Here is a 23,326-nt window from a genome sequence, read left to right as displayed (position 1 = left end):
TTTTTCTCCTTTCTCCCCATTTTTCAGATCCCAAACGCCAGAAACGCCGGGACTGAAACCATCACCATAATAATCATCAACATCAGAAACAATGGAAGCATCAGCTTTGTGGACGCCTCTTCCCCCCGGCGTCTTGCCAGTGCTTTCTCTTCTTCAAACGCCGACTCCATCTCTGCCTCCAGCGCCTTTCGAAGTCCTTCTGCCCCATTTCTGACATTCTGCTCCAAAAGCCCGGAAAGCTTCCGGTACGGTCTCAGACGGCAGCCCGCACCAAATTCCGCATATGCCTGTAGTTCCGGGACACCGCGCTGCATCCGGTGATATGCCGCTGCCATTTCCCGGTATGCCGCCCGCTCCGTCTGTGTTCCCGCCCGGCATGCCGCCTCGTATTCCAGTACAATCCGCTCCCATGCCCGGCGGACCGGAAGCCCCGCCCCGGAAAATACAGTCAGCTTTGACACAATCTCCGGATAATCTTCCATCAGCTCCCGCTTTTTCTTCTTTTTCACCTCACTCTCCTTCTGTTTTTCATAAAGAGGAAGCAGAATTGCCGCCGCAATCCCCAGCACCGGAAACAGCAGATATTCCCTGTCTCCGCGCACCCGGTAAGATAAATTCTTCCCCTCATACATCTTTGGCAGAACCAGCTGCCCTTCCGTTCTCTGCGCCTCATCCATCTGCTTTAACAGCCGCTTAAAACCAGCCTCTTTTTCCTGCTGCTTCGTCCGAAGCGGCGGATATAGCGTGACCGGAAACCGGTACTCCCGGCTGAATACCCCCGCCTGCAGGGATGCGGTCAGTTCTGTCTGAATCCCCTTCTCCGGGCATTCTTCATTTAAAACTGTCCCATCCGTCTGAATCCATTCCGCATCCTCCGGTGTCCAGCGGACCCGGATGCCCTCTTCTTCCAGCCAGCCGACGAGATGTAGATCTTCCCTTACCTCCTGCAGGGACAGATTGTTTCCCCGAATTAAATCCGCCAGTTTACCTCCCGCCTCCAGCAATGCTTTTTTTGCATCCTCTTCCGCATATTCCCGCTCTCCGAGCGCAATCTCCACCGGAATCTCCTTCTCGCACAGTCCGCGCACCCACACTTCCTGCTGCCGTTCTCCTTCTCCGTATGCATAGCGGTTCAGCCGGTTCCCATCTTCCAGCGCCCCATCCCGTTTTTCCACCAGATATCCCGCAACTGCCAGAATTATCCCCAAAAGAATGCATAAAACCTGCTTTTTCCCCATTTTTCCCATGCTGTTTCACACCTCAATCTGAAGAATTTTTCCCGATACCCTCCATGCCAGCAGATAGACCACCAGACACCCGGTCATCACCACCCGCCCCACCGCTGTCTCATACATCTGTGAGAAAAAGCCCGGCGATGACAAATCCACGTAGAGCACGATCAGGTACGGCATCAGGTTCATAATTCTCTGTTCAAACTGCTTTTCTGCCGTCATCGTGAGAATTTCCTCCCGCACCTGAATGCGATCCGAAATCACGTGAACGACATGGTGAACCACGCTTGCCAGCTCGCCCCGGCTCCGTTTGGATACAGTAAAAATAACAGAGAAATTTTCCACCTCATCCAGACCGCTCCTCTTCGCAAAGGAAGAAAGCAGCGCCTCCACGGTCCGGTTCATTTTAAGCTGGCTTGCCAGATATGAAAACTCACGGGTAATCATCCCTTCTTTTCCGTATTGTTCTTCCAGATCGCGCACGCTCGCAATAAACGCATTTTCCACTGAATAGCCTGCAGCCAGCGCCGAAGCCACGATCTGAATCGCTTCCTTAAACTGGAGCCGCAGCTCCTCTTTTCTCCGGCGGCAGAGCTCCCGCCTCTTAAAAAACGGCCGCAGCATCCCCGCCGGAAGCATCAGAACGAACGCCAGAAATGAACGGTAGAATACATACGCCGTCACGGCGCACACCGCTGTTCCCTCCAGAAGGTAACGTATCCACTCCTGCCCCGTCAGGTGGTAAACCCGGTAATCAGAAAGCACTTCCTCCCGCGAACCTGCGCCGCCCTTCAAATCTGCCAACCTGGACAAGTGCTCCTTCCACCTGTCCGGAACCAGCCTCCCCGCTTTCCTGAAACTGATAGATGGGAGAAAGGCGGATTTCCCCATTTTCATAGCCTATCACCTCCGTGATCTCCAGCACCTTCCGGCTCCGGTCACGCATCCGCCCGACATGGACCATCAGATCGAGCGCTGAACCAATCTGGCTCCGGACCGCCGCAAGCGGCAGCTCTGCCGCCATCAGAACCATTGTCTCCAGTCTTGAGAGCATGTCTTTTGCGCTGTTGGCATGTCCGGTTGAGAGCGAGCCATCGTGCCCCGTATTCATCGCCTGCAGCATTTCCAGTGCCTCGCCGCCCCGGACCTCTCCAACAATGATGCGGTCCGGACGCATTCGGAGACTCGCCCGGATCAGATCGCGCATGGAAATCTCCTGCGAGCCATCCCGGTTCTCCACCCTTGTTTCCAGGCTGACAAGATTCTTTACATGGCGGATTTGAAGCTCTGCCGAATCCTCGATCGTGATGATGCGTTCCTCCTGTGGAATATAGCCGGACATGGCGTTTAAGATCGTCGTTTTTCCCGATCCGGTTCCGCCGCTGATGAAGATATTGAGCCCCCGCTCGACCGCTTTCTGCAAAAATGCCGCTGCCTCCCGGCTGATACTTTTTAACTCAATCAGACGTTCCATCGTGATCGGTTCCGGGAACTTCCGGATCGTTAAAATCGGACCATTTAACGCCACCGGTGCCAGCACCACGTGAACACGCGAACCATCTTCCAGTCTCGCATCCGCAATCGGAGACGCCAGATTGACCGTCCGGTTGACACGGCTTACAATCTGCTGAATCAGATCCTCTAGCTGCCCTACCGAATCAAAGTGCTTTTCTAATTCTTCCACACGCCCCTGCCGCTCGACAAAAATGTGCTCCGTGCCATTTACCATGATCTCCGTGATCGTCGGATCATCGACCAGCTCCTGCAAAATATCCAGCCGTCTGAATGAATCAAACAGCTCTTTTCTCAAACAAAGCCGCTCTTTTAACGGCAGATACGCCCCTTCTGCCGCTTCCAGAATCGCCATGTCGATCAGGTCGCGCAGCTCCTCATCCTCCACCTGCATACGACTCTCCATCTGCTCCATCAGACGCTGCCTCAAAACCATTTTCTGCTCCTGCATACTTCCCCCTGCCAGTTGTTTCTCTCACAACCGTTTACTCTTTAGAATGACTGGCAAAATCCCGCTCAATTTATCCCTGTCAAAAGACTTTGCCCCTTCTAATTTAACCCACAATGAACATTATCCGCCCACACTGCTTCCCCGCAGCAGCTGCCGTACATAATCACCCAGTTCTCCCCATAAGAGCTGGTCAATATAATCGCCCCGTCCAAAACTGCCGTGATACGGAAGCTTCAGGCGTTTAATACGTTCCCTTAGCATGCCATTTCCTGTCTGTGAAAAATACTGCTCCAGCTCCTTAAGCTTTGCCAAAGACACCGGATCTTCCCGGATCGGCATATAAATTACCCGGCACAGCTTCATTACCGAAAGCGCCGTCCTGCGCCCGCTTCCTATATCCACTACCAGCGTATCATACGCACTCTCCCCGGCAATTGCCCGTATAAGCCCCGCGATTGCCTCCTCTCCCGCCTGATCCAGATCCTCCGGATAGCGCACCGGCGGAATATAGTCCAGCTCCCCCATCGTGTGGACAACGCTGCTCAAACGAAGCGAATTATAGCTTCCACCGTTGTAAAAATACAACAGATCCGACAAATCACTCTTATATTCTTCTTTCATCAAAACCGACAGACCGGAAAATTCCTCCAGGTTCAGATACAGCACCCGCTCCTCCTGTGCCAAAAGTTTTCCCATTGTCAGGGCAAACGAGGTCTTTAAACACCGTCCAACCGGCGAATACACTCCCAAGACCTTCGCCAGCCCCCGCCCGGACACCTCCGGCAGCTCCCCCGGGCTTTCCCCATACCAGGTCATCACGTCGCGCACAATCGCATCGCTGGACTGGTATTTGTAGACACAGGGAACTGACGGGCTGACCGGTTTTCCCCCATTATCCGATAAAAGAATAACCTTTTCCGCCCGGATGGACTCCTTTTCTTCCGCCGGAACATGCTCGCCCAACAACAGAAGCTTTACCGGATGTTCCGCCGCAAATGCCCGCAGCCGCTCGATCGAGCTGAACGCCACCACCTCAAACGGTATTTTTTCCTTCTGGTTAACTACCTCTGCAAACCGCGCCGCATAGACCGGATCCACATCATACACCGCCAGAATATGCTTCATCGCACCGCCACCTCCCTAATCACAAGCCATTTTCCTTACAGATACCGAATCAGCTCCGCCCCAATCACTCCCAAAAACAGGCACGGTGCCAGACAAAAAGATGCCTCTTTTCCATCCCGCGCTTCCAGATAGTACGGCTCGACGCTTCCCCCAAGCGCGGACCGGTACAAATAAAACACAAGATATGTAAGCCGCTGCCTGGCAATCCCACGCCGGATAAGTAATACGAGCGACCATATTCCGGCAGCTGCCAGCCCGCACAGGAAAATCCGCCCGCCCTGCCGCAGCCCGGCGGCACCAAACAGGACGGCTGCCATTTTGATGTCCCCCGCACCTATCATGCGAAACAGATACAGAGGGAACAGGACAATCAGTAAACTCCCGATACGAATCAAATATCCACAAGTCTCGCCAATCCCCATCATAAGCGCCGCCCCATATCCCGGCAGCCGCCCTCCCCATCCGGCCGTATATCCCATCTTCATCCCCAGATCAAACCGAATCAAAAGAAACAACAGGCCGCCAATCAGAAGCATCCCATTGGGAATACGGCGTTTTTTCAAATCCCAAAACGCACAGCCGCCAGTAAACAACAGCAGCAAAAAGGTCAATCCATCCCCTCCTTCTCTTTCGCATACATGAAACGAACAATTTCTGCACAGTATGTCCTCTTGTCAAAACTCCTGCCGCAAACGATAGCTGCCAGTCCTGCGCCAGCTTTTACCGCCACCTTTTTCCATTCATTTCCTGTATGCACTTCAAACATTCCTGAAAAATTATCGAACATTTCTCTGAACTTAACTTTTAGAATCTTAATAATAGATCAACGGGAAATCCGGATTCCCGTGACAGATGGAAGAACCCATCCATGAATGTTCCTCCATTATGAACAGTTTTGGGTCAAAAGTCAATCCCAAAACACCCGAAATATGCGCCAAAAACATCTCAAAAACTTTGTGCATCTGAACCCATTATTTTAGCTAGACAATTTCGTTATTTGAAAATAATTGCCAAAATATCTCTTTATTTTTTATCTATAAATACCCATTCCAGCATTTTCCTTTCCATTGACTGACGAAACAAAAAATGGTAAAATACTATTAGTTTAAATTTTTAAACCATTATAGAAGGAGGAGCCGCGATGAAAAAAGGAATAGAACTTAAACAGCATTTTCATACCTGTATGCCTCTTTTTATCGCACTGGGTGATGAAATACGGCTGACGATCATCGAAGCACTGACGGACGAAGCCCTCACGGGACGCACAAAAAACACCCCTATGAACACAAATCAGCCGGATAAAAACGATGACCGTCCAATCAGCCTGCCCACCCAGCCCCGTCCGCACGGCTTAAATGTCCGGGAAATCACCGAACGGACCAGCCTGTCGCGCCCGGCAGTTTCCCACCATTTGAAGATCTTAAAGACAGCCGGGCTGATCGACGTCCACCGGGAGGGAACCTGCAATTATTATTACCTCTCGATCGAAGACAGCACCCGGAAATTGATGCAGCTCGGACATCTGCTGGAATCCGTGCTTTCCATGAACGCCTGAACCAGGATGCATATCTTTCCATTTTCTGAATATACTGATCGTTGTACCAATTTATAGGATTCAGAAAGAGAGCATCAAACCATGAAGCACAACCGCACCCACTGCTCCGGGAGCACCAGCACGGACATTTTTTCCGCCCACCCTGACCCGGAGCTGCTGACAGAACTGCGACAGACCATGAGCACGATCAACACCGTTTTCAACCATTTTGAAGAGGTCGTCGATCCGACTCTGATTGACTGCTATATCTACGAACTGAAAGCCGCACACCTCCGGTATCAGTTCCTTTTACGACATATTAAACAACAGGAAAATACCATTTAACCGACACAAGGAGGACCTTTCTCATGACAGCCTGGTACGACAAAGCTATCTTTTACCATATGTATCCTCTGGGAATGACCGGAGCACCGTTTGCCAATCCCTATCCTGTCTCCGATGGGACAGCGGATGGCACCAGGGACGTTTCCTCCGATTCCCGCATGGACGAACTGATGCAGTGGATTCCCTATTTAGAGAGCCTGCATATTTCCGCGATTTACATCGGACCGCTGTTTGAATCATCCACGCACGGCTATGATACCCGCGATTTCCGGCTCATCGACCGGCGGCTGGGAACCAACGTTTCGTTCCGATCTTTCGTGGACTGCTGCCATGAGCATGGCATCCGCGTCGTCGTGGACGGCGTGTTCAACCACACCGGTCGCGAATTTTTCGCCTTCCGCGACCTGCAGGCGCACCGTGACCAGTCCCCTTACGCCGGATGGTACAGGAACGTCAATTTCGGCTGGGGCAGCCCGCCGGGCGATTCCTTCGGCTATGAATCCTGGCACGGCATCTGGGAGCTTCCCTGCTTAAACCATCGAAACCCGGAAGTGCGGAACTATCTGCTTGACACTGTCCGTTTCTGGGTGCAGGAATTTGACATCGACGGTATCCGCCTCGACTGCGCGGGCGATCTTTCCTTTGAATTTATGCAGGAACTGCGCCGGCTGGCAAATGAAATCAAGCCGGAATTCTGGCTGATGGGCGAAGTCATCCACGGCGAATACGCCCGCTGGGTCAATCCGCAGATGCTTCATTCCGTCACCAACTACGAGATGCACAAAAGTATCTATTCCGCGCACAACGACCACAATTATTTCGAACTGGCACACAATGTCCGCCGCCTCGAAGCGGTGGGGCGGGATCTCTACACCTTTGTGGACAACCACGACGAAGACCGGATCGCAAGCAAACTGTTAAATCCGGCACATCTTGCGCCGCTTTATACGCTGCTGTTCACTCTTCCGGGCATTCCGTCCATCTATTATGGAAGTGAATGGGGCATTCAGGGACGCCGCGGACACAACTCTGATACGGAACTCCGTCCGAGAATCCTGCCGCCGAGACCGCTTGCAGAAGAAATGCAGACCAGCGACGGACAAAACACCGGCATCCGCACAGATGGCAACTGCCAGAGCTTTTCGAGCGCCACAGGCCCAAACATACACGCAGGCGCAAACACCTGCTGCCAGACCACTTCAAGCACCACAGGCTCAAACACAGATACCAGCGCAGGCACCGTGACACCGCTTACACTTCTGATCCAGAAACTCGCCGCCATCCACGCCGCCGAACCGGCGCTTCACGGTGGGCGTTATCAGGAACTTCTGCTGACAAACCGGCAGTACGCATTTGCCAGACACGGTGACCACCAGGCGATCCTTACCGCTGCCAACAACGATGACAACGCCGCTTATTTACAAGTTCCACTTCCATTCCACACGACAGCGGAACAAGCTACGGATCTGATTACCGGAAAATCGTTTTTGATCGATAAGAATACAAACAAAATTCAGATAGAATTAGAGGGTAACAGCGCTGTTATTCTCGGAATCACGGAGGGGTAACCTTATGAAAAAAGCAGCTTCCACTACTAAACGAACCACATCGAAAAAACCAAAGACAGAGGGACTTGGCGTGATCGGCGAGCTTGACCGGTATCTCTTCGGAGAAGGCCGCCACTACCAGCTCTACCACAAGCTGGGCGCACACCCTTATACATATCGCGGACAGGACGGCTACTATTTCGCGGTCTGGGCGCCGCACGCAGCCGCCGTCAGCCTGGTCGGCGACTTCAACGCCTGGAATCCGGATGCAACCCCGATGAAGCCGGTCGCAGACAGCGGCATTTACGAGCTCTTCGTACCGGGACTTGGCGTGGGACAGCTCTACAAATTCGCCATCACCACGCACACGGGAACGATTTTATTTAAGGCAGATCCATATGCATTTTCGGCAGAATACCGTCCGGGAACCGCTTCCGTGACCGCCGATATCCGCGGCTTCAAATGGAACGATTCCAAATGGATGGAATCGCGCGCGGGCACCGATCCGGTCAAGGCGCCAATCTCTATCTACGAGGTTCACTTAGGATCCTGGAAAAAGAAAAACCGCCCGGAAAAGGACGGTTATTACACTTACATGGAAGCCGCGCATGAGCTGGCTGACTATGTCCTGGAAATGGGCTACACCCATGTAGAGCTCATGGGAATCGCCGAACATCCGTATGACGGCTCCTGGGGATATCAGGTAACCGGCTATTTTGCCCCGACCTCCCGCTACGGAACCCCGACGGAATTTATGTATTTCGTCAATTACTTACATAAAAAAGGCATCGGTGTCATCCTAGACTGGGTTCCGGCGCATTTTCCGAAGGATGCACATGGACTTGCCGATTTCGACGGACAGGCGCTCTATGAGTATGCCGACCCGCGCAAAGGCGAGCACCCGGACTGGGGTACCAAGGTCTTTGATTATGCCAAAAACGAGGTATCCAATTTTCTGATCGCCAACGCGCTCTACTGGCTCGATGAATACCACATCGACGGTCTGCGCGTGGACGCCGTCGCTTCCATGCTTTACTTAGACTATGGGCGCCAGGACGGACAGTGGGTACCAAATAAATATGGCGACAACAAAAACCTCGAAGCCATCGAGTTTTTCAAACATTTAAACAGCGTGATCCGCGGCCGGAAGGACGGCGCCATCATCATTGCCGAGGAATCCACCGCCTGGCCGAACGTTACCAAGAGCCCGGAGGAGGACGGTCTTGGATTTACCTTCAAATGGAATATGGGCTGGATGCATGACTTCCTCGAATACATGAAGCTCGACCCGTATTTCCGTAAATTTAACCACAACAAAATGACCTTCGGCATCACCTACTGCACCAGCGAAAACTTCATTCTGGTGCTCTCGCACGACGAGGTCGTCCACCTCAAATGCTCGATGATCAACAAAATGCCGGGCGAATACGAGGATAAATTTGCCAACCTGAAAGTCGGCTACACTTTCATGCTCGGACATCCGGGCAAGAAACTTCTCTTCATGGGACAGGATTTCGGTCAGTTCCATGAATGGGATGAAAAAGTCTCCCTCGACTGGTACCTTACGAAAGAGCCGTTCCATGCCGACCTCCAGAATTATGTGAAAGGGCTTTTGACGCTCTACCACAAATATCCGGCGCTCTACCGCCTGGACGAGGAGTATGACGGCTTCCAGTGGATCAACGCCAACGACGGAGACCGCAGTATTTTCAGCTTTATCCGCCGCGATGAAACACAGAAAAAGAATCTTCTCTTCATCTGCAACTTCACCCCGGTAGACCGCGACGATTACCGCGTCGGTGTTCCGAAACGCGGCACCTACACGCTGCTGCTTGACCAGGAACACGGCTACTACAAGCGCGGCGATAAGATCAGCCATTACCGCTCCATCAAGAGCGAATGTGACGGACAGCCATACTCCTTCGCGTACCCGCTTCCGGCGTATGGAACTGCGGTGTTCCGGTTCTCATAAAATAATGTTCCTATGAAGTCAAAAAACCTGCCGCAGACAGACTGTTTATATGGGGGGGATACAGTCTGCCTGCGGCAGGTTTTATTTATACGGGTTCTGATTCGTGACCCAATCAATTTTATCCGCGGATCGCCGCTTCCAGCTGCTTCAGCGCTTTCTCCACCGTCGCCCGCGGGCATGCGATATTGATCCGCTCGAAGCCCTCGCCGTCCGGTCCGAACATCGCGCCGCTGTCCAGCCACAGATGTGCCTTGTCCACGATCAGATGTTCCAGCTCTTTTTCATTCAAATGAAGCGCCTTAAAATCCAGCCACAGAAGGTAGGTTCCCTCCGGCTCGATCAGACGGATTTCCGGCAGATGCTCTTCCAGATACGCCTTCACAAACTTCCGGTTCTCCTCCAGATACGCTTTTAGCTGTGCAAGCCACTCCGCTCCCTCTTCATACGCCGCCTGGCATGCTACCAGTCCCATCAGACCGACCTGGCTGTAGCCTGCCGCCGTGATCTCCTTTAAGAGTTTCTTCCGAAGCTCTGGGTTCGGCACAAAGATATTGGAAATCTGCAGTCCCGCCAGATTGAACGTCTTGGACGGTGCCGTGCAGATCAGGCAGTTCTGCTCAAACTCTGCACCCAGCTTCGCAAATACTGTGTGTGGATGTCCCTCGCGGGTAAAATCACTGTGGATCTCATCACTGACCACGAGCACACCGTGACGCAGGCAAATCTCGCCAACCCGGCGCAGTTCTTCCTCGCTCCAGACACGTCCGACCGGGTTGTGCGGACTGCAAAGCAGGAACAATTTTACCTTATTTTCGACGATCTTCGTTTCCAGGTCGTCAAAATCCATCGTGTAATAGCCATCCGTGATTTTCAGCGGGCTGTTGACAATCTTACGCCCATTGTCCGTAATTACTTCCGAAAACGGATAGTACACCGGCTGCTGAAGCAGTACGCCGTCACCTTCCTTTGTATACGCCCGGACAGCCGCCGCCAGCGCGAATACAACGCCCGGAGTTTTCACCAGCCACTCCGGCTTCGTCTCCCAGCCAAAGCGCTCCCGGTACCAGTTCTGGACTGCCGCAAAATAGCCCTCTTTTCCATCACTGTAGCCGAAAATACCATGTTTTACTGTCTCTTCCAGCCGCTCTAAAATCGCCGGAGCCGTCTGAAAATCCATATCAGCCACCCAAAGCGGTAAAATATCCGCTGGTTTTCCTCGCTCGATGGCAAAATCATATTTTAAACAGTTGGTACCATGCCGGTCCACCACTTTGTCAAAATCGTATTTCATGCATTTTCCTCACAATCCATCGTTCCTGTCAATGAACGGTTTTCACTCTGGCATCCTGTCATCCATGCCCATATCCCACTGCCCATGCAAGACCGATACCAAACATATCTATCCTCTTTTGTAACTGTTCAGTACCTTCACAGTCACGCGCAAAAATCCATTAAAAATTGCCTACGGCAATGGGATTTTTGCCTGCTGGCCCATGTTTTCGTACGGTCAGCGCAGTAAATGCGCAGACCTACTGAACAGTTACCCTCTTTTTACGCTAACGCCTGCTCCAGATCCGCAATCAGATCATCCACATTTTCAATACCGACAGACAGACGTAAAAATGTCTCCGTAATTCCAAGACGTTCCCGGATCTCAACCGGCACATCGCCGTGTGTCTGCAGCATCGGATAGGTAATCAGGGACTCCACGCCGCCCAGACTCTCCGCATAGGAAATAAGCTTCACGCGCTCCAGCACCTTTCTCGCCGTCTCCTCTGTATCAGTGCGGAACGAAATCATGCTGCCCGCGCCGCGGCTCTGTTTTTGGTTGATCTCATAACCCGGATGCTCCGGAAGTCCTACATAGTAGACATCCGTTACTTTTTTCTGCTCTTTCAGCCAGATCGCGATCTTCATCGCATTCTCCTGCTGCCGTTCCACACGCACTGACAGAGTCTTGATGCCGCGCAGGACTAAGAAAGAATCAAACGGAGAAAGTCCGCTTCCGATCGTCTTGAACAGATACCGGATCTGCTCTGCCAGCGCCTTGATCGGCGTACATAAAAATCCAGCCAGCGTATCATTGTGACCGCCTAAAAACTTCGTACCGCTGTGGACAACCAGATCCGCGCCCTGCGCGATCGGATTCTGCAGATACGGGGACAGGAAGGTATTGTCCACGATCAGAAGCAGTCCGTGCTTCGTCGCCAGACGGCTCATTTCCGCCAGATCGGTCACCTGCATCGTCGGGTTGCTCGGTGTCTCGATGTAGAGTGCCTTCGTCTGATCCGTGATCGCCTTCTCAACCGCCTCCACATCGGCTGTATTTATATAGGAAAATGAAAAACCGCGCTTCTTTTCCAGTGCCTCAAAAATACGGACGGAACCGCCATACAGATCCTCGGTACATACAAAATGGCTGCCACTGTCAAACAGCTCCATCATCAGCGAGATCGCCGCCATACCGGATGTGCAGGCAACGGTATCAACCGCTCCTTCCAGCGCCGAAACAGTCTTTTCCAGCTCATCTCTGGTCGGGTTGCTCTCACGCGTATAATTATGACCGGTCGATTCCCCAATACCCGGGTGGGCAAAAGTCGCCGTCTGGTAAATCGGTACTGAAACAGCGCCAAAAGAATGGTTTTTAGAAGTTTCCGGATCTCCGCAAATACAAGTTGTCTCTATCTGATAAGCCACGATGTCACCCTCCTGTGTCTATTTGCTATATCAGCAAATTTGTTTTTTATATAATTTTCTTATTTCATATTGTTTTAATTGGTTTATCAGTGATTGTAATGCGGAATTCCTACTTTGTCAATAGGAATTCCATGCAGTCCGCCATTTTCCCGGGCGTTTTCCTTCCTCAGCGCAGAAACCTATCAAGGTACATTTTTTGTTTTTTCACAGAACGCACCTTCCAAACAATTCAAGTCGAACGTCCGTGAGACTTGGCGCGTGATTCTGGTCAGCGAAGCTGACATATTCTTTACAGAATCACTGCGCATCCTCGCGGAGCGTTTATCTCAGTCGGAGAATGGACTCCCACTGAGACAAATTTGCTATTACTCACCACCTGAAGAGGTGGGAGTCTTCTCGACTGAGATAAAAAAACGGTCAGAATCAATGACATCTTCCCACATTTCAGAAATATATCATCCATTCTGACCGCTTTAAATGGCTGCAGTTCTCGCTCCCCTTACCAGTAGGTTTCACTTTTCATCAACCACACGCTAATTTCTACCAAATTACACTCTTAATTTCCTTTGCAGACTTCTTCTAGAAAATACCGGTGCACTGTCACATCCTCATTCAATTCCGGATGAAATGCCGTCGCAAACTGGTTTCCCTGTCTGGCTGCGACTATCTTTTCGTCCACTGTCGCCAGCACCTTAACATTTTTCTGAACCGAAGCGATGTACGGCGCGCGGATAAAAGTCATCGGAATCGTCCCCAGACCGGCAAATTCAGCCTCCGTGTAAAAACTTCCGAGCTGACGCCCGTAGGCATTCCGCACCGCCGACACATCCATCGTCGCAAAGCACGGCGTTCCGCCCTCGATCTCCTTGGCCAGAAGCAGAAGCCCCGCGCACGTTCCATACACCGGAAGCCCTGCCGCAATCTTTGCCCGAAGCGGCTCATAAAGCCCCAGCTCATCCAGGAGCTTACGCATCGCGGTACTCTCGCCGCCCGGCAGAATCAGTCCGTCCATCGGCCGCTCCAGATCCGGAAGCTGCCGGATCTCAAACGCCTCTGCGCCCAGTCTCCGTACCATGGCAATGTGTTCGGCAAACGCGCCCTGCACCGCCAGCACGCCTATCTGTTTTTTCTCCATCTTACTGTCCCCGCTCTGCCATCAAAATCGCAATCTCATTCTCATTGATACCAACCATCGCCTCGCCCAGATCCTCAGAAATCGCAGCAAGTAATTTTGCATCCTTGTAATTCGTTACTGCCTGCACGATCGCCGACGCACGTTTCTCCGGATTGCCTGACTTGAAGATACCAGATCCAACAAAGACTCCCTCTGCGCCCAGCTGCATCATCAGAGCCGCATCCGCCGGGGTGGCCACGCCGCCTGCCGCGAAATTGACAACCGGGAGACGTCCATTGTCATGTACATAGCGGAGCAGATGAACCGGAACTTTTAACTGTTTTGCTGCCTCGTAAAGCTCATCCTCACGCAGGTTCTGAACCCGGCGGATCTCCGAATTCATCGCACGCATATGGCGGACTGCCTGTACGACATCGCCCGTTCCCGGCTCGCCCTTGGTACGGATCATCGAAGCACCTTCCTCGATCCGGCGCAGCGCCTCTCCCAGGTCTCTCGCACCGCAGACAAACGGAACCTTGAACTGTGTCTTGTCAATATGGTACACATCATCCGCCGGAGATAATACCTCGCTCTCATCGATATAATCAATCTCGATCGCTTCCAGAATCTGCGCCTCCACAAAATGACCGATCCGGCACTTCGCCATAACCGGAATCGAAACTGCCTCCTGAATGCCGCGAATCATCTTCGGGTCACTCATACGGGACACACCGCCCGCTGCCCGGATATCCGCCGGAATCCGCTCCAGCGCCATAACCGCACACGCGCCTGCCGCCTCCGCGATCTTCGCCTGCTCCGGGGTTGTGACATCCATGATAACGCCGCCCTTTAACATCTGTGCCAGCTGTTTATTCAGTTCATAACGATTCTCTGCCATTTTTATTCCTCCCGTGGTTGAATATGATTTTTCTTTGTAAGCCAAGCGTCCTTACGATCCTTGCAATCAATACCCGAATCCACTGAATCATTCACAGGCAAGCGCCTCTTCTGCCTTTCTATTCTGCCTTGCGAAAAACAATTCACTGACATTCTGTATTTTTACATTCATTTCCGCATCAACTTAGTAGGAATTATAGCAAAAACTGTACTGATTAAAATATACACTTTTAAATATTTTAACCAGTACAGTTTGTTCTTTTCTCAAATCTTATTCTATTTTTCTTTTATCTGCACAAACCGGAGCGCCCCGGCATTCCACCAACGCCACTCCACTTACCCATTTTTCAGCTTTCCGTTTGTGTCTACGCCTCTTCCGCCTCCAGCAGCGCCTGGTACACATCCCGCTTCGAAACCCCGCGGTCCTTCGCCACCAGCTTCATCGCTTCCTTGCGGCTGTTTCCCTGTGATTCATAATGTTCCATATGCTCTTCCAGGGACATCTGCTGCCAGCGCGCCTGATCCTCCGCCTCGATCTCCTGGACGGATTTGCCCTCGATGACGATCACGCACTCGCCCTTCGGCTCATTTTCCGTATAATACGCCACCGCCTGCGAAAGCGTCGTCCGAAACGCCGTCTCGTATTTCTTCGTCAGCTCCCGGCAGATAGACGCCTTTCTATCCCCCAGCGCCTCGTAAAGCTCCGTGAGCGTCCGCAGAAGGTGGTGCGGCGCCTCGTAAAGCACAATCGTGCGCGTCTCATTCTGAAGCTCTGCAAGCACCCGCTGGTGCTCCTTCTTGTCCGTCGGAAGAAATGCCTCAAAACAGAACCGTCTCGTCGGAAGTCCCGAAATAATCAGCGCCGTAACACACGCCACCGCTCCTGGAAGCGCGGTTACTTTAATTCCCGCCTCGCAGCACTGGCGCACCAGCTCCTCGCCCGGATCCGAAATACCCGGCGTCCCGGCGTCCGTGATGCAGGCAATATTCATGCCCGATTTCAGCTTCTCCACCAGCACACGCGCCTTCTCGACCTTATTGTACTCATGGTAGCTCGTCATCGGTGTATGAATATCAAAATGATTCAGAAGCTTAATACTGTGCCGCGTGTCCTCCGCCGCAATCAGATCCACCTGCTTTAACGTCTCCAGCACCCGGAATGTAATGTCATCCAGGTTGCCGATCGGCGTGGCACACAAATATAATGTTCCTTCCATCGTTCTCCTATTCCATTAATACCCGTAAATATCATAAATCTCATCCGTATACACGCCCGGCTCTTTGTACACAATGATCGGCTTTTCCACTGTCATCAGCGCGCCGCCGCCGCGCACCGCCTCGATGAGAACCATATTTGCCTCTTTATCTGCAAACGGATGGACAAATTTCATCCGCTTCGGCTCCAATTTCTGACTTTTCATCGCCATCAGAATCTCAATGAGCCGTCTCGGACGGTGCACCATATAGAGTCGTCCGCCGGGACGAAGTGCCGAAGCCGCCGCGCGCACGACATCCTCCAGATTGCAGAGAACCTCATGGCGGGCAATCGCCTTGGGAAGATCGGGATTTTTCAGCCCGTGGCTGTCGTTCATGTACGGCGGGTTCGTCGTTACCACATCAAAGGATGCCTTCTCAAACAGCGTCGGAACCTCCTTGATATCACCCTGCACGATCGAAACCTTCTCTTCCAGCCTGTTGAGCGCCACACTCCGGGATGCCATCTCCGCCATCTCCGCCTGGATCTCCAGACCTGTAAAATGGCTTCCTTCCGTCTTTGCCTCCAGAAGAATCGGGATAATACCAGTTCCCGTTCCCAGATCAAGCGCTTTCTCGCCCGGCTTCACCGATGCAAACCCGGACAAAAGCACCGCGTCCATGCCAAAACAGAACCCGTTCGTCTTCTGGATGATCCGGTATCCGTTCCGCTGCAGTTCATCGATCCGCTCGCCCTCTTTAATTATCATCCAGCTTCGACTTTCCTTCCTTTTTCTCCAGTGCCTCCAGCGCTTTCAGCTCCGCATCGTTGACATTTCCCCTGTCACGGCGGCGCTTCGGCTTAAACTTGAGCTGATCCACACGGTAATCACGGATCTCCTTCTCATCCCGTCCTACCGTCACAACCACCTTTACCTGCTGGCGCAGGACGCTGACGCTGTGAACCTCGCCTTTCAGCCCGTCATCCGTTGTGACGTAATCGCCGACACTCGGCAGATGGCTGTTCAGATCCTCATACGTCTCTTCCTCGTATTTCAGGCAGCACATCAGACGACCGCACACACCCGAAATCTTCGTCGGATTTAAGGACAGGTTCTGCTCTTTTGCCATCTTAATTGAAACCGGAATAAACTCCGATAAATATGAATGACAACAGAGCGGACGACCACAGATACCGACGCCACCCAAAATCTTCGTCTCATCCCGGACGCCAATCTGGCGCAGCTCGATCCGCGTCTTAAAGACCGCCGCCAGATCCTTGACAAGCTCACGGAAATCGATTCTTCCATCCGCCGTAAAATAAAACAGCAGCTTATTGTTATCAAAGGTGTATTCTGCATCGATCAGCTTCATCTGCAATTCATGCTTGCGGATCTTTTCCTGACAGATCTGGAATGCCTCATGCTCTTTTTCTTTATTCTTCCGTTCCAGCTCCTCGTCATTCTTCGTCGCCATACGAATGACCGATTTCAGCGGCTGGATCACCTTCTTCTCATCCACCTCGCGGACGCCAAGAACCACCTCTCCGAACTCGATTCCGCGGGCGGTCTCCACGATCACATGGTCGCCCATCTTGATTTCCATCTGCGCCGGATCGAAGTAATATACCTTTCCGGCCTTGCGGAACCGGACTCCGATTACCTTTATCATAAATTTAATTCTCCTTCATCGTCAAAAGCATCAGCTCCAGCGCCAAATCGGTGTTGACGTTAGCATTCAGCCGGACTTTTGCCTTTTCAATCGCACTCAATATCTCTTCCAGCCCCTCATAGGAACTCTTCTGGCAGCAACTGCTGACCGCTGAATACTCCTCCTTAAAGATCAGCGAATTCATGTCCTTTGTGACCTTAAACATCAGAATATCCCTGTACCAGAGCTGCATGAAATCCAGGCACTCATACAGATCCAGATTGTCCTCCTGCAGCTTGCGGATATAATCCAGAAGCATCGGAATATCCATGTCCTTGATATTTTTAAGCAGCGTCAGCACCTCTCGGTACAAAAGTGCAAACTCCTCCGAAGAGGCGAGATGAATCGCTTTTCCTAAATTTCCTCTCGCAAACGCCGCATAAATATCTGCCTGACCATCCGAAACGCCCATTTTCTCCGTCAGGTAATCGCTTACCACCGAATCCTTGAGCGGACGAAGTTTCAACTGGATACAGCGGGACAGGATCGTCGGCAGAAATACCTCCGGGTTCGTCGTGATAAGCACCAGCACCGCATAGGCCGGCGGCTCCTCAATCGTCTTTAAAAGAGCGTTCTGCGCCTGCACCGTCATTTTCTCCGCCTCATCGACCAGATATATCTTATATGGACTGCTGTACGGGCGGATCGAAACCGTATCATTGATCTGAATCCGGACATCATCGACACCAATGCTCGCCGGTTTCTCATGTGTCACCCAGATCACATCCGGATGGTTGCCCGACAAAAACTGCTTACAGGAATGGCATTCCATGCACGGCTCCGTCCCATGTTTCTCGCACAAAAGCGTCATGGCAAATGCCTTCGCGATCGTCTTGCGTCCCATTCCTTCCTCGCCCGACAATATGTAGGCATGTGAAACTCTCTGATACCCGATCGCCTTCTGAAGGTGCTCTTTTATCTTCTCATGTCCAATAATATCGTGAAAACCTGCCATCTTGATGCTCCTTTCAGGGCTGGACTCTGGATTTTAATTCTAAAATCGTTTCAATCGTATGGATCGGTTGGGATCCCTTCTATCATGCCCTTCTTTTATTATTTGTAAATCTCTATCATCTTAGTATAACACAAGATTTAACCTCTGCCTAGTACGATGAAATTCCGAATTTGTTACTGTTCACGCATACGTGCCCAGTAACGGAATTTGCCGTGGCTTCGCATTTAAATACGGCAAATTCCTGCTGCCACCACGTTTTCTTACGGCACTTTCGGTTCCAAAAGTGCCAATCCCTGAGCCCGAATTTCCCTTACCAACGTATCCACACACGCTTCCAGCTCGCGGTTTTCAAACCGGTTTTCCGCCCGGATCCCACATTTTTCCATATTTTCGGCACTGAAATCTGCCTCATCCGCCAGGAAACGGCGGCACAGCTCCGCATACTTTGGCTCTGTCTGCTGCCGTTCCCGGTCAAGCGCACGCTGAAGGCGTTCACCGTCCTCCACCTCAATGTAAAGCGGCACCAGCACATCCGCACCGAAATAATTCCGCGTTCCCTCATACGATTCCAGCGTCCCGATCATGAAATAATCATGCGATCCCAGATCGATCTGCCCATCGTCCACCGTTGCATAACTCCACGGTCCATAAACAGTCTGGTAGGTTCTCTTTTCAATGATCTTTCCCTGTTTCTCCAAATCCGCAAGCCTTTTTCCGGTCACAAAATAATACTCCACACCGTCCCGCTCGCCTGCCCGGATCGGTCTGGTCGTATACGGCACCACCGTCCGGATCTGCGGCAGCCGCTCTCTCAATATCTTATAGATCGTGTCCTTCCCGGACGCGCTCTTTCCCATCACGTAAAATATATGTCCCATCTTCCTATTATGCCTTTCCAGCCAGTATTTTCACACGCATTCCATCGTATATATAAATCCGATTTTTCTCTGTTTCTTATGTCAAATGTGCGAATTTGTCTTCAACAAAGGATTTTTGCCTTGTAAGCCAAGGTTTTCGTACGGTTCGCACAGTAAATGTGCGAACCTGGTGAATCAATACCTGATATTTCCTAAATAACAACCTCTATCCACAAATCCAATTTGTCTGATTTTTCACAAATTCCTTCCACCGTAAGTCCCAGCTTCCAATCCTCACGGATCCGCGCGATCTCCCTTGTTCCAATCCGCTCTCCCGGCATCAGCATCGGCACCCCCGGCGGATAAATGGTAACGCATGTCCGCGCCGCCCTTCCTTCCGCCTCCTCAAGCGGCACCAGCATGCCATCCCCATGCCATGCCTGCCAGGGGAGACACATCTGCTGCGGATAGTTTTCTGAATCATTTTCTTGGTTCGGTTTCTGATTCAATTGTGCTCCCGAAAACGGTTCCTGCCTGCCTTGTTTTGCATCTTTCAGCCCAACACTTTCCGCCTCCAGCTTTTCCACCCGCGCATCCAGCTCCAAAAGTGCCCGCTCCAGACGCGAAAATCCTTCCTCCGTATCCATAAACGAAGTCATCAGAAGCACATACCGCCCGCTCGACATCTCCGCCTCCAGATGGTACTCTGTCCGCAAAACCTCTGCCAGTCTGGTTCCCGTCATAAAATCTGGAAATAGCACCAGTTTTGACGGATCATATCCATATACACCTGCCGCACCACAGATTTCCTCTTTCAGAAGCCGGAAATGTTTTAGCTTCGCCAATTTTTCCCGGAGTTCCCGCAATCGCGCGCCATACCGCGCCATCTCCCCGGCTCCTTTTTCTGCCATATACCGGACGCAGTTCTCCATCGACGCAATCAGAATATACGACGGGCTGGAACTCTGGTAAACCGATAAATACTGTTCCACCTTCTTCGCATCCAGAATCTGGCTTTTCAGATGCAGAATCGCCGTCTGTGTCAGAGATGGAAGCGTCTTGTGAAGACTCTGGATCACCAGGTCCGCCCCCTCCTGTAACGCCCCATCCGGGAAATAGTTCCCATCCCCAAACGGCAGATGCGCGCCGTGCGCCTCATCCACAATCAGCGCCGCTCCATGCCGGTGCGCCGTCGCTGCAATCCCCTGGATATCCGACACGATCCCCTCATAGGTCGGGGAAGTCACAAACACCGCCCGGATCTCCGGATGCTCCAAAAGTGCTCGTTCCACCTGCTCTGGCTCGATCTCTCCCGGAATCTGAAACTCCGGCACCTCCTCCGGATATAAATATACCGGTTCCAGCTGGTTTAAAACCACCGCGTGATACGCTGATTTGTGGGAATTTCGAGCCATGAGGATTTTTTCCCCCGGCTTCACCGCCGCCGCGATCGCCGCCAGAATCCCGCACGTACTGCCATTCACCAGATACCAGCTCCGGTCTGCTCCGTACACCGCAGCCGCCGAATTCATCGACTCTTTCAAAATATCTTCCGCATGATGCAGGTTGTCAAATCCATCAATCTCCGTGATATCCACCGAAAATGGATTCGGGACGGAAGTTATCCCCATTTTCACCTGGCGTTTGTGGCCCGGCATGTGGAACGGGTAGGCATCCGACGCCGCATAGGTGGATAAACGTTCTAAAAGCGGCACTTCCGGACGTAGGATGATTGTTTCCGACCGCATTTTCCTGTCTTTATTCACTTTTTCTTCTTCCTTCTGTTTCTCTCTTTTTTCGTTCATGTCTTATTTCTATCCGCTGCACCGCATCCCAAAAGCATTTCATTTCCCTGAAAACAACTTTTTAAAATTTTATTTTAATCTTTTATAAAAAACTACCGCAGTATCTGATCGCCATCCTTGACACAAAGATTTTTCTTCACACCTAATGTTACCATCCATCCACGGACAATCGGCGTCTTATACGAACCAGCGCCCGCGACGCCATCCTGCACATTATCCCAGAGCCAGTCCGGCGTCGGCCATAAGCAGACCTCCGGTGAAATCTCCTGATAGAGCTCCTCTTCTACGCCTCTCTGCCCATGGTGCGCCATCTGTAGCACATCCGATTTCAGTTCCTCCTGCGTATGATTGGCAAGAAAATCTTCCCCTGCCTGCCAGCCCATATCACCCAAAAACAGGATCCGTTTTCCGCCCATCTCCACGCGGTACGCGACCGAGCTGTTATTAAAACTATTTTCCGTGCAGGCAAATGGCTCGTTCATCACTGTGATCTCCGCGCCCGCCACTGAAATCTTCTGCCCTTTCGTAAGCGTCCCGCATTTTTCTGCTTCCGGCAGTTTCGCAATCGCTTCCGTGATCCGATCATAACACTCCAAATCTGAATCCCGTCTTGAAACCTGCTCCTGACCTAAAAATTCTTTATTCAGAAATGAATAATACACCTTACCGATCGAGATCGGCATCGGATCCATGTTTAAAATCTCCGTGATCGCCCCCACATGATCGCTGTGCGGATGAGTTAAAAGCCATGCATCCACATGACCGCCCAACTCCTGAATAACCTCAATCAAATGCGGTGCATCGACATCACGACCGCCGTCTACCACGATCACCGCGCCTTCCTTCGTCTTCATAACGCAGGAGAGGTTCTGCCAGATATCCGCACACGCTAAAAGCCGAAGCTCTCCCCCGTCCAGATACGGCTCCTCCACGCCCGGCTCCGCCGCCTCCGCCGCAGCTAACGCTTCCATTTCTGCCGCCGACTGCTGTTCCCCCAGGTTATCTAAATCAATCGGCTGATCTGGATTTTCTCCATTTTCATCTCGGACAGCCTCCCGCTCTGTACTGTCCACGATTGCTACCGTTCCGGCTGTCTCCGGATAGTTCGTGAACCGGCGGCTGCATCCGCTCAAGTTCAAAAGGAACGTCATGCCAAGCGCCGCCGCTGCATATAAATATTTCCGGCGTTTCTGTTTCATCTTGTTTGGCTCCATTTTTCTTCTCCATTTTAAAATTTCTGCATTTGCCTATTTCTATTCTTACTTCCATTTTGGTTTTCTATTTGCTTCTGTTTTCAATCAATTATAACAGCTGCCATATCCGAAAACAAGAAATTATATATTCAAGAAAGACTCCTGTCTGAATGGCTTTTTTACTTAACATGAATGTTAAACGAAATTTCCTATTTCTTCTTCGCGTGAGTGCGCATCATTGGCACGTTAGTGCCTTTTTGTGTAATAGGAAATTCCTTGGAATTCGCTATTACACAAAAAACCGCCACACTGTCTCCAGTGTGACGGCTTCTCATCTTCATGAGGCATCGGGGATTCGAACCCCGGACAACTTGATTAAAAGTCAAGTGCTCTACCGACTGAGCTAATACCCCATATGCCCAGAACCGGAATCGAACCAGTGACACGAGGATTTTCAGTCCTCTGCTCTACCAACTGAGCTATCTGGGCGTAATGGTTATTTGGTTTTATGCGGATTAAAAGTTTGCTTGTCGCTTTTTTTTAGTCCGAAGTGCTCAGCTCAAGACCTGCGGTCTTTCGCTTACGGCATTCGCCGTATACATCTAAAAATATATCTGTTAAAAAACATGCAAGCATGTTTTTAACTTCTATATTTTTATCTGTGCACTTCTCATTGCATAAAAAAATTGCGGGGGCAGGATTTGAACCTGCGACCTTCGGGTTATGAGCCCGACGAGCTTCCAGACTGCTCCACCCCGCGCTAATTCTTACTCTATTATTATATACAATTTCTGGAAAAATACAACCATTATTGTAAAAATAATAATGGATGGAGGTGGATTCGAACCACCGAAGCGAGACGCAACAGATTTACAGTCTGCCCCCTTTGGCCACTCGGGAACCCATCCATTTTAAAAAGCCGATGATCGGACTCGAACCGATAACCTGCTGATTACAAATCAGCTGCTCTGCCAATTGAGCCACATCGGCATAAAACATTGGTAACAATGGGGCCTACAGGGCTCGAACCTGTGACCCTCTGCTTGTAAGGCAGATGCTCTCCCAGCTGAGCTAAGACCCCATCTACGATACTGCACCAGTCCATATTCATTTTTCAAAGAATTGAAATAGTCGTATCTAAACGACCCGGATGGGGTTCGAACCCACGACCTCCGCCGTGACAGGG

Annotated in this window: 21 protein-coding genes and 6 tRNA genes; 4 read left to right on the top strand and 23 right to left on the bottom strand. The window is 51.4% G+C overall.

Features of this window, described 5'->3' with window-relative positions; genetic code table 11:
• Positions 1–23 precede the first annotated feature (23 nt).
• The 6 genes from DWV73_RS10055 to DWV73_RS12770 form a co-directional block, all read right to left on the bottom strand.
• On the bottom strand, positions 24–1,247 hold the full coding sequence (locus DWV73_RS10055; protein ID WP_117796597.1) for a hypothetical protein: 1,224 nt from the start codon (positions 1,245–1,247) through the stop codon (positions 24–26).
• 6 nt (positions 1,248–1,253) lie between these two features.
• Positions 1,254–2,036 (bottom strand): type II secretion system F family protein, encoded by a 783-nt coding sequence (locus DWV73_RS10050; protein ID WP_242995793.1) that lies wholly within the window; start codon positions 2,034–2,036, stop codon positions 1,254–1,256.
• Positions 1,987–3,195, bottom strand: a complete 1,209-nt coding sequence (locus DWV73_RS10045; RefSeq protein WP_333549896.1) for a CpaF family protein — start codon at positions 3,193–3,195, stop codon at positions 1,987–1,989. Before DWV73_RS10045 ends, DWV73_RS10050 begins: the two co-directional genes overlap by 50 nt.
• A 120-nt stretch (positions 3,196–3,315) precedes the next feature.
• Positions 3,316–4,320 (bottom strand): hypothetical protein, encoded by a 1,005-nt coding sequence (locus DWV73_RS10040; protein WP_022360412.1) that lies wholly within the window; start codon positions 4,318–4,320, stop codon positions 3,316–3,318.
• A gap of 35 nt (positions 4,321–4,355) precedes the next feature.
• Positions 4,356–4,931: a prepilin peptidase gene (locus DWV73_RS10035; protein ID WP_181986247.1), complete on the bottom strand. Its 576-nt coding sequence runs from the start codon at positions 4,929–4,931 to the stop codon at positions 4,356–4,358.
• On the bottom strand, positions 4,928–5,086 hold the full coding sequence (locus DWV73_RS12770) for a hypothetical protein (RefSeq protein WP_207661078.1): 159 nt from the start codon (positions 5,084–5,086) through the stop codon (positions 4,928–4,930). Before DWV73_RS12770 ends, DWV73_RS10035 begins: the two co-directional genes overlap by 4 nt.
• A gap of 375 nt (positions 5,087–5,461) precedes the next feature.
• On the opposite strand from DWV73_RS12770, the gene DWV73_RS10025 reads away from it, so the two are divergent.
• From DWV73_RS10025 to glgB, 4 genes are all read left to right on the top strand, one after another.
• Positions 5,462–5,875 (top strand): metalloregulator ArsR/SmtB family transcription factor, encoded by a 414-nt coding sequence (locus DWV73_RS10025; RefSeq protein WP_242995792.1) that lies wholly within the window; start codon positions 5,462–5,464, stop codon positions 5,873–5,875.
• 81 nt (positions 5,876–5,956) lie between these two features.
• Complete coding sequence (locus tag DWV73_RS10020; RefSeq protein ID WP_107001765.1) at positions 5,957–6,199, top strand: YaaL family protein; 243 nt, start codon at positions 5,957–5,959, stop codon at positions 6,197–6,199.
• Positions 6,200–6,222: 23 nt separating this feature from the next.
• The gene (locus tag DWV73_RS10015; RefSeq protein WP_242995791.1) at positions 6,223–7,767 is read left to right on the top strand and encodes an alpha-amylase family glycosyl hydrolase; all 1,545 of its coding nucleotides are present in this window, start codon (positions 6,223–6,225) and stop codon (positions 7,765–7,767) included.
• 4 nt (positions 7,768–7,771) lie between these two features.
• Positions 7,772–9,718 (top strand): 1,4-alpha-glucan branching protein GlgB, encoded by a 1,947-nt coding sequence (gene glgB / locus DWV73_RS10010; RefSeq protein ID WP_117796594.1) that lies wholly within the window; start codon positions 7,772–7,774, stop codon positions 9,716–9,718.
• Between the two features lie 118 nt (positions 9,719–9,836).
• Here the strand turns inward: glgB and DWV73_RS10005 are convergent, their stop codons facing one another.
• The 17 genes from DWV73_RS10005 to DWV73_RS09925 all read right to left on the bottom strand — a co-directional run bounded on the left by DWV73_RS10005 (position 9,837) and on the right by DWV73_RS09925 (position 23,221).
• A complete protein-coding gene (locus DWV73_RS10005; protein ID WP_117796593.1) occupies positions 9,837–11,009 on the bottom strand; it encodes a MalY/PatB family protein in 1,173 nt (390 codons plus the stop codon).
• 260 nt (positions 11,010–11,269) lie between these two features.
• Positions 11,270–12,415 carry a PLP-dependent aspartate aminotransferase family protein gene (locus DWV73_RS10000; protein ID WP_207661076.1) on the bottom strand — a complete coding sequence of 382 codons (1,146 nt, stop codon included), beginning with the start codon at positions 12,413–12,415 and terminating at the stop codon, positions 11,270–11,272.
• A 556-nt stretch (positions 12,416–12,971) separates the two neighbouring features.
• On the bottom strand, positions 12,972–13,550 hold the full coding sequence (pdxT, locus tag DWV73_RS09995; RefSeq protein WP_107001768.1) for a pyridoxal 5'-phosphate synthase glutaminase subunit PdxT: 579 nt from the start codon (positions 13,548–13,550) through the stop codon (positions 12,972–12,974).
• A gap of 1 nt (position 13,551) precedes the next feature.
• On the bottom strand, positions 13,552–14,427 hold the full coding sequence (pdxS, locus tag DWV73_RS09990) for a pyridoxal 5'-phosphate synthase lyase subunit PdxS (RefSeq protein ID WP_107001769.1): 876 nt from the start codon (positions 14,425–14,427) through the stop codon (positions 13,552–13,554).
• 364 nt (positions 14,428–14,791) lie between these two features.
• A complete protein-coding gene (gene rsmI / locus DWV73_RS09985; protein WP_107001770.1) occupies positions 14,792–15,643 on the bottom strand; it encodes a 16S rRNA (cytidine(1402)-2'-O)-methyltransferase in 852 nt (283 codons plus the stop codon).
• A 15-nt stretch (positions 15,644–15,658) separates the two neighbouring features.
• The gene (locus DWV73_RS09980; RefSeq protein WP_107001771.1) at positions 15,659–16,390 is read right to left on the bottom strand and encodes a tRNA1(Val) (adenine(37)-N6)-methyltransferase; all 732 of its coding nucleotides are present in this window, start codon (positions 16,388–16,390) and stop codon (positions 15,659–15,661) included.
• Positions 16,380–17,291: a stage 0 sporulation family protein gene (locus DWV73_RS09975; RefSeq protein WP_022360400.1), complete on the bottom strand. Its 912-nt coding sequence runs from the start codon at positions 17,289–17,291 to the stop codon at positions 16,380–16,382. Before DWV73_RS09975 ends, DWV73_RS09980 begins: the two co-directional genes overlap by 11 nt.
• A gap of 4 nt (positions 17,292–17,295) precedes the next feature.
• Positions 17,296–18,285: a DNA polymerase III subunit delta' gene (holB, locus tag DWV73_RS09970; protein ID WP_117796592.1), complete on the bottom strand. Its 990-nt coding sequence runs from the start codon at positions 18,283–18,285 to the stop codon at positions 17,296–17,298.
• A gap of 260 nt (positions 18,286–18,545) precedes the next feature.
• Positions 18,546–19,163, bottom strand: a complete 618-nt coding sequence (locus DWV73_RS09965) for a guanylate kinase (protein WP_117796591.1) — start codon at positions 19,161–19,163, stop codon at positions 18,546–18,548.
• Between the two features lie 191 nt (positions 19,164–19,354).
• A complete protein-coding gene (locus DWV73_RS09960; RefSeq protein ID WP_242995790.1) occupies positions 19,355–20,947 on the bottom strand; it encodes an aminotransferase class I/II-fold pyridoxal phosphate-dependent enzyme in 1,593 nt (530 codons plus the stop codon).
• A gap of 92 nt (positions 20,948–21,039) precedes the next feature.
• Positions 21,040–22,161, bottom strand: coding sequence for an MBL fold metallo-hydrolase (locus DWV73_RS09955; RefSeq protein ID WP_117796590.1), 1,122 nt, complete (start codon positions 22,159–22,161; stop codon positions 21,040–21,042).
• A gap of 319 nt (positions 22,162–22,480) precedes the next feature.
• A tRNA-Lys gene (locus tag DWV73_RS09950) sits at positions 22,481–22,553 on the bottom strand.
• Between the two features lie 3 nt (positions 22,554–22,556).
• A tRNA-Phe gene (locus DWV73_RS09945) sits at positions 22,557–22,629 on the bottom strand.
• Between the two features lie 197 nt (positions 22,630–22,826).
• A tRNA-Met gene (locus DWV73_RS09940) sits at positions 22,827–22,900 on the bottom strand.
• 66 nt (positions 22,901–22,966) lie between these two features.
• Positions 22,967–23,048, bottom strand: a tRNA-Tyr gene (locus DWV73_RS09935).
• 9 nt (positions 23,049–23,057) lie between these two features.
• A tRNA-Thr gene (locus DWV73_RS09930) sits at positions 23,058–23,130 on the bottom strand.
• Between the two features lie 18 nt (positions 23,131–23,148).
• Positions 23,149–23,221 (bottom strand) — tRNA-Val (locus DWV73_RS09925).
• Positions 23,222–23,326 lie beyond the last annotated feature (105 nt).

It is taken from the genome of Clostridium sp. AF12-41 (genome assembly GCF_003461685.1).
Lineage (GTDB): Bacteria > Bacillota > Clostridia > Lachnospirales > Lachnospiraceae > Otoolea > Otoolea fessa.
Note: the sequence above shows the minus strand (reverse complement) of the source record. Positions and strands in the feature narration are given on the sequence as shown.

Coding starts and splice junctions, on each gene's coding strand:
- DWV73_RS10055 (WP_117796597.1), bottom strand. CDS start 1,247: ATGGGAAAAATGGGGAAAAAGCAGGTTTTATGCATTCTTTTGGGGATA.
- DWV73_RS10045 (WP_333549896.1), bottom strand. CDS start 3,195: ATGCAGGAGCAGAAAATGGTTTTGAGGCAGCGTCTGATGGAGCAGATG.
- DWV73_RS10040 (WP_022360412.1), bottom strand. CDS start 4,320: ATGAAGCATATTCTGGCGGTGTATGATGTGGATCCGGTCTATGCGGCG.
- DWV73_RS12770 (WP_207661078.1), bottom strand. CDS start 5,086: ATGTTTGAAGTGCATACAGGAAATGAATGGAAAAAGGTGGCGGTAAAA.
- DWV73_RS10025 (WP_242995792.1), top strand. CDS start 5,462: ATGAAAAAAGGAATAGAACTTAAACAGCATTTTCATACCTGTATGCCT.
- DWV73_RS10020 (WP_107001765.1), top strand. CDS start 5,957: ATGAAGCACAACCGCACCCACTGCTCCGGGAGCACCAGCACGGACATT.
- DWV73_RS10015 (WP_242995791.1), top strand. CDS start 6,223: ATGACAGCCTGGTACGACAAAGCTATCTTTTACCATATGTATCCTCTG.
- glgB (WP_117796594.1), top strand. CDS start 7,772: ATGAAAAAAGCAGCTTCCACTACTAAACGAACCACATCGAAAAAACCA.
- DWV73_RS10005 (WP_117796593.1), bottom strand. CDS start 11,009: ATGAAATACGATTTTGACAAAGTGGTGGACCGGCATGGTACCAACTGT.
- pdxT (WP_107001768.1), bottom strand. CDS start 13,550: ATGGAGAAAAAACAGATAGGCGTGCTGGCGGTGCAGGGCGCGTTTGCC.
- pdxS (WP_107001769.1), bottom strand. CDS start 14,427: ATGGCAGAGAATCGTTATGAACTGAATAAACAGCTGGCACAGATGTTA.
- rsmI (WP_107001770.1), bottom strand. CDS start 15,643: ATGGAAGGAACATTATATTTGTGTGCCACGCCGATCGGCAACCTGGAT.
- DWV73_RS09980 (WP_107001771.1), bottom strand. CDS start 16,390: ATGATAATTAAAGAGGGCGAGCGGATCGATGAACTGCAGCGGAACGGA.
- DWV73_RS09975 (WP_022360400.1), bottom strand. CDS start 17,291: ATGATAAAGGTAATCGGAGTCCGGTTCCGCAAGGCCGGAAAGGTATAT.
- holB (WP_117796592.1), bottom strand. CDS start 18,285: ATGGCAGGTTTTCACGATATTATTGGACATGAGAAGATAAAAGAGCAC.
- DWV73_RS09965 (WP_117796591.1), bottom strand. CDS start 19,163: ATGGGACATATATTTTACGTGATGGGAAAGAGCGCGTCCGGGAAGGAC.
- DWV73_RS09960 (WP_242995790.1), bottom strand. CDS start 20,947: ATGAACGAAAAAAGAGAGAAACAGAAGGAAGAAGAAAAAGTGAATAAA.
- DWV73_RS09955 (WP_117796590.1), bottom strand. CDS start 22,161: ATGGAGCCAAACAAGATGAAACAGAAACGCCGGAAATATTTATATGCA.